A 5,292-nucleotide genomic window follows, 5' to 3' on the forward strand; every position below is an offset into this window, starting at 1 on the left:
TCTAAAGTTTAACATTGAACTTTGTTAAAATACATAGAAGAAGGGTTTTCGAGACTTTTTGGGTAGAGGTACTGGTTCGTGGTTTGCTGACGAGTCAGCAAGGTTTTGCTTTTGCCGAGCGTTTTTGGGACGCTACAATAGGCAAACAAGACGAAAACAAATTAGTGAGCTTTTTGGTATGTCGGCTTGGTGCATGACAAAAAGCGTTCCAAAATGGTACTTGTCAAATGATGTTTAGGTGGAGATTTTTGCATGGTCTTCGCAAAAATACTACCTATCATTTGACGAGGAACAAGCGGATTCCCTATGAAAGTAAAAATTTTTGCAAAAAAAACTAGGAATTTTGCAATTTTGCGCTAAACTATTTATTGTATAACAAAAAAATAGAAAGGAGGTGTGATAGATGCAGAAAGCCAAAAGAGGAAGACCAAGAATGAATAAAACATATCGTCAAAACGTAGTTCGTTTCTCGTACATGGAAGATACAATAAAAAACATTATGGATTTAGTAGATTCAGAAGAACGTGATAAGATCAATGCTTTATTAAGTAATTTAGTAGACCATGAGAAACAAAAAGTTGCAATGAAAAGTTGAGGTGAGCGACTTTTCCCTTAACTTGATTACAGTAATGGCGAAAATACCCGCACAAAAGTCACTTTCTCAATTAGAAAACAGCTATGAGCCTTACAGCCCGTTGGGTTTCGGGGCAAAAAAGCCATGTACGTTTTTTTTCATTCTCAATTAGACAACAAGAAGGGAGGGAGAGTCGATGGAAACGCATGAATGTGGGAAACAGAGTGTTTTGGTACAGGATAAAGCAACAAAGGAGATGTATGGTTTTGTTGCACAATGCAAGAGAATGGATTGTGATTCTTGTGGAACAAGAATACAAACATATGTACAAAATAAAATTGCAATGTACACCAAAAAATTTGATTTGAAACATTTTGCAACAATCACAATGGGTGATTCAGACATAAAAAATCTTTTGAAGAAATTTGGAAGTTTGGTTGATAAAACAAGAGAATTAGAAAAAGAATATTTTATCAAACGTTATATAAGTCGAAAACGCTCAACAAGAGAAATTGCAGAGAAAAAGTATTATGAATATGTCCATTCTCTTTATGATCAAGAACATTATTATCGATGGTTATATGGAAAAGATTTGAGTAAAAAAGAGAAAAATATAAATTATGTTCCAATCAGTAACATTGGTTATCAAATCACAAAAATGATAACGCAACGTCCAGCAAGACTTCAAGACCAAATTAAAATAATTTTGGAAATGAAGCAGGGCAAAAAACTCCGAAAAAACCAATTAGAAAAATATTATAAAGACAATGTTGAAAGCCAAAGAAAAAAGTGGGTTGGATGGAGTTATGCAGATACTAAAAAAGAAGGAAGACGTGAAGAATTTTTGAATGATTTTCATGTTTTGCTTACTGATATTGCAATGAATATGTACACACAATTGTATCCAAATGAAGAAGAAAGAACGATTTATCGTTCGAAAATTCCAAAGGAAAATACAGAAATGGCGTACATTCGAACGATTGAATTTCACAATACTGTTGACGCAGCACACATTCATTCTCTTTTTAATTTCTATATCCCAATTAAATTATTGAAAAGTGTCATGGGAAATCATGTGTATGACATGGCTGAAATTAGTAATTTAGCAAGTGAAAATTTGGAAGAGAAATGTGAAGAAGAACATGATTTTCATCAATATGTTGCTAGATATGTATCAAAGTACATTACAAAATCTAGTTTAGAAGTTTATGAGAAATTGAAAGAAGAAGGCGAAGACCGTGTGAACATTATATCTTCCAGTGATAATATTTCAATTGTGTTGGAAGAAGCTTTCGAAACTCCATATAAAGGGAAATTTCAATTGTTGAGTGTTGTAAAAGGTGTGTTGCCACAACATTATATGAAGTTTTCAACGATTCAAGAATTTCAATATTTTATTCTTGATAGCATAGCAGATGAACACCCAAATCAATATATTGATAAAACAATTTCTTGTTTTAAAGATTACTTCAAAGAAGCAAGGAAAAAGGGATTATCAAATAGAGATAGAGAAATATTAAAAGATGAATTGAAGGCAAATGAAAATGAATTGTTACAAAATGCTTTGAAGTTAGAACTTGAAAGAAGAAGTAAAGAAATTTTTGTACCAAAACAATTGAAGTTGCGAAAAACATTGAAACAGGGTTCATTGACAACAGAACAATTTGAAGCCTTACAAGGGATTACTTCAAGTGATTTATTTTCATTTTTGATTGGATATGCAGGAACAGGAAAAACTTATACACTATCAACATTGTTGGATTATATAGACTTTGAAAAACATGATGTAGCTGTTGTAAGCTATACAGCACAAGCAACACAAAGAGTTAGAAGCATGTTGAAAGAACAAAATATTAATGTTGATAATTTGGAAATAAACACAATACACAAACTCTGTGGGGCAAAACATTCAATGATTGATTATCCAATATTTTATAATGACTGGAGCAAACCATTGCCATATTCATTTGTAATCATTGATGAGTTCTCATTGATTGATATAAGAGTGTTAACTTCATTTTTGGCTTCATTGAAACCAACAACAAAAGTATTGTTTGTAGGTGATCCAAAGCAACTCAATCCAATACATTCAAAACACCCATACTTTTATTTAAAGGATTTTGCTGGTGTTTATGAATTAACAAAAGTATTGCGAAGCGGTGACAGAATCATTGATGTAGCAACTTCTGTGAGGAATGGAGATATAGAAAAAGTTCCATTTGAAGTGATGGATTTTAAAAACAGCGAAGAAAAAATTGCTGAATATAAAAAAAGAGGCTACCAAGTTCTATCGAACTCCGTAGCGTTAAAAGACTGGATAAACAATTTATTTCAAAAAGATAAAAAACAAATTCAATCAAAATTTAATTATGCTCAATTTGATAATATCATATTTATCAAAAATGACCAATATAAACGTTATGTGAATGGTGAAAAAGGGCAAATTATTGATTACAATGAATTTGGCGTAACAATTAGAACGGAAAACAATAATGAGGTTGTTCTAAAAGATTATGAATTCTTTAATAGAGTAGAGCCAAATCATTGCTTAACTGTTCATAAATCACAAGGTTCAGAGTATGACAAAGTATTGGTATTACTGGATGCAACCAAAACATTATTACTCAATAGAAACCTATTGTATACAGCGATCACCAGGGCAAAAACTGATGTTGTTGTAATGATAAACAAAGTGGATGACAAGGTAAAAACATTGTTAAAACAAGAACAAGAGTAAATTTATTTTATCTTATATTAATTTCTATAAAAGGCAAGGGAAACCTTGTCTTTTTCTGAGTAAAAAAATATAAAATAAAAAAAGGATAAAATAAAATAAAATTAAAATAAATAAATGTAAAACGTATAAAGTTCAACTTTGTATGTTATATAAAGGAAAAAGAAAGAAAAACTTGACAAGAAGAAAAATGTATTTATAATTTAACAAATTTATATTAAAAAAGGGGTGCTTAAAACATGAAAGAACGTTATTCAGTTACACAAAAGTATATGGTTGCAGGTGTTGATGAGAAAGAGAAAGTTTCACTTTATACATTGATTGAAGTACCAGCAATTAAGAAACGTATGGTAGTTTGTATTGGTAATAAAGTTGATGGATTAGTAGTAGGGAATACATATGAGGTTGAGTTAGATATTTCAATTGAAACAAAGAAGTTTGATACAAAAGATGGAGTAAAATATGTAGATGTTGCTAGTAAGTTTGTTCGTGATATTCGCTAATTTATGAATTTTCATGGTGGAGGTGGTTCAATTGAAACCTAATCGTTATGGGCGATTCCGCAAGGAAGATGTTTTGAAGAATGGTTATGAAATCGTGGAATATGGCATAACAGCAACGGAAATTGAGAAGCAATTAGGCGTAAAATTGACCATGAAGCAACGATTGAAACATTGTATAGGATTCCGTTGTGAGAAATCATGGCGTGGCTGTGTGCCTGTCTTTGACATTCTAGATATAGCGTTGAAGAATGATAGAAATCAATTATAAAACACATGTAAGCTTACCATTAAATTTGCGTAGCGTTGCTAGAGGTGGGGTGCTGGGGTGTCACTGGATTACTGTGCCGTGCTTGGGAAGCACAGCTATACAGCTAAAAAGACACACCTACACCGTACCACTCACAACCATCATGCCTTGCATGATACATATATAAATAAAATATAAAGTTTAAGGTTGAACTTTGTATGACTTTGTTGTAAAATGGAATTATGGGAGGAATTGAATATGATCAAAATTCGTTTGCAAGGTTTATCTCAAGAAATGCAGGAAATGATTGAGGACTTGAAGAAGCATTATGACATATTATCCATTTCTGATTTCTACCAAAACCGCAATAGCCAATACATACGATGTTATATAGAAATGCGTTTAAAATCATAGGGAGGTTGTTATTATGGCATCAAAAAATAAGCACAAAATCATTGAAGAGAATCGTGACATTTTCTTAAAAAGAACAAGTGGCATGGCACATGATTTAGAATCAGTTTCAAATATTTTAGTGAATTTTGGACTAGCTAAAAATCGTAGGATTGCACAACGTTGGGTGCGAGAAAATCGTATTAAAGCCGAATGGCTAAGTGGCGAGGATGATCGCCGAGCAGGGAAAATTGTTAAAGAGAGTGAGATATTCAAAACAATTACAACTGAGATTCCAGCGTTGAAGGTAATGTTCAATGCCATTGAGGAATTACAAAAAGAAAATGATGAGTTAAAAAAGCAAATCGAACAATCGAGCAAACAAAAATAAGAAAATAGGGGTGTTTGTATGTACTTTGAAAATGCAACTCATGAGCAAAATTATAATGATATGATGAAATTTTATTCACTAGCTTTTGGTGAAAATCCAGCATTTGAGAGTGCGATTTATATCGCAGCTTATTCGCAAATTCATGATAAAATTTCTAAAAGTAAAATGGACAAAAATGCGAATCCATTGGCAATTGCATTGGAATCTGATTACTTATCAAATTCAGCAGAATCATTGGCATTATTGGGGCAATCGCTTTTCAATGGGGAAAAAGTAGATGTTTCTTCTGTTGTTACAAGAGGTAAAGAAATCTTTGAAATTTTTGTTCAAGCTTGTAAAATCCGTGGTAGTTTGAATTAACACTTAGTAATAAACTAAGTGTTTTTTACTAAAATATAATATATACAATGTATAAGGTTGAACTTTGAGGGAATTGGTATAATTAAAAAGTCT

At 31.8% G+C, this 5,292-nt stretch carries 7 protein-coding genes; all 7 read left to right on the forward strand.

Annotated elements, in window-relative coordinates; translation table 11 throughout:
* The first annotated feature begins 403 nt into the window (after positions 1-403).
* The 7 genes from K5S59_RS16400 to K5S59_RS16430 all read left to right on the forward strand — a co-directional run bounded on the left by K5S59_RS16400 (position 404) and on the right by K5S59_RS16430 (position 5,199).
* Positions 404-595 (forward strand): hypothetical protein, encoded by a 192-nt coding sequence (locus K5S59_RS16400; RefSeq protein ID WP_076868343.1) that lies wholly within the window; start codon positions 404-406, stop codon positions 593-595.
* Positions 596-770: 175 nt separating this feature from the next.
* The gene (locus K5S59_RS16405; protein WP_220784067.1) at positions 771-3,311 is read left to right on the forward strand and encodes an ATP-dependent DNA helicase; all 2,541 of its coding nucleotides are present in this window, start codon (positions 771-773) and stop codon (positions 3,309-3,311) included.
* Between the two features lie 236 nt (positions 3,312-3,547).
* Positions 3,548-3,811 (forward strand): hypothetical protein, encoded by a 264-nt coding sequence (locus K5S59_RS16410; protein ID WP_220784068.1) that lies wholly within the window; start codon positions 3,548-3,550, stop codon positions 3,809-3,811.
* Between the two features lie 31 nt (positions 3,812-3,842).
* Positions 3,843-4,079 carry a hypothetical protein gene (locus K5S59_RS16415; protein ID WP_076868345.1) on the forward strand — a complete coding sequence of 79 codons (237 nt, stop codon included), beginning with the start codon at positions 3,843-3,845 and terminating at the stop codon, positions 4,077-4,079.
* A 237-nt stretch (positions 4,080-4,316) separates the two neighbouring features.
* Positions 4,317-4,472 (forward strand): DUF3970 family protein, encoded by a 156-nt coding sequence (locus K5S59_RS16420; protein ID WP_175556117.1) that lies wholly within the window; start codon positions 4,317-4,319, stop codon positions 4,470-4,472.
* Between the two features lie 13 nt (positions 4,473-4,485).
* Entirely contained in the window at positions 4,486-4,839 is a 354-nt protein-coding gene (locus K5S59_RS16425; protein ID WP_076868344.1) for a hypothetical protein, read from the forward strand.
* 18 nt (positions 4,840-4,857) lie between these two features.
* Entirely contained in the window at positions 4,858-5,199 is a 342-nt protein-coding gene (locus K5S59_RS16430; RefSeq protein WP_080501341.1) for a DUF2538 family protein, read from the forward strand.
* The last annotated feature ends 93 nt before the right edge of the window (positions 5,200-5,292 follow it).

It is taken from the genome of Bacillus sp. BML-BC051, assembly GCF_019656175.1.
Lineage (GTDB): Bacteria > Bacillota > Bacilli > Bacillales > Bacillaceae_G > Bacillus_A > Bacillus_A mobilis.

Excerpts from the sequence above, each read along its gene's own strand:
- K5S59_RS16430 (WP_080501341.1), top strand. The coding sequence starts at position 4,858 with ATGTACTTTGAAAATGCAACTCATGAGCAAAATTATAATGATATGATG.
- K5S59_RS16405 (WP_220784067.1), top strand. The coding sequence starts at position 771 with ATGGAAACGCATGAATGTGGGAAACAGAGTGTTTTGGTACAGGATAAA.
- K5S59_RS16400 (WP_076868343.1), top strand. The coding sequence starts at position 404 with ATGCAGAAAGCCAAAAGAGGAAGACCAAGAATGAATAAAACATATCGT.
- K5S59_RS16420 (WP_175556117.1), top strand. The coding sequence starts at position 4,317 with ATGATCAAAATTCGTTTGCAAGGTTTATCTCAAGAAATGCAGGAAATG.
- K5S59_RS16410 (WP_220784068.1), top strand. The coding sequence starts at position 3,548 with ATGAAAGAACGTTATTCAGTTACACAAAAGTATATGGTTGCAGGTGTT.
- K5S59_RS16425 (WP_076868344.1), top strand. The coding sequence starts at position 4,486 with ATGGCATCAAAAAATAAGCACAAAATCATTGAAGAGAATCGTGACATT.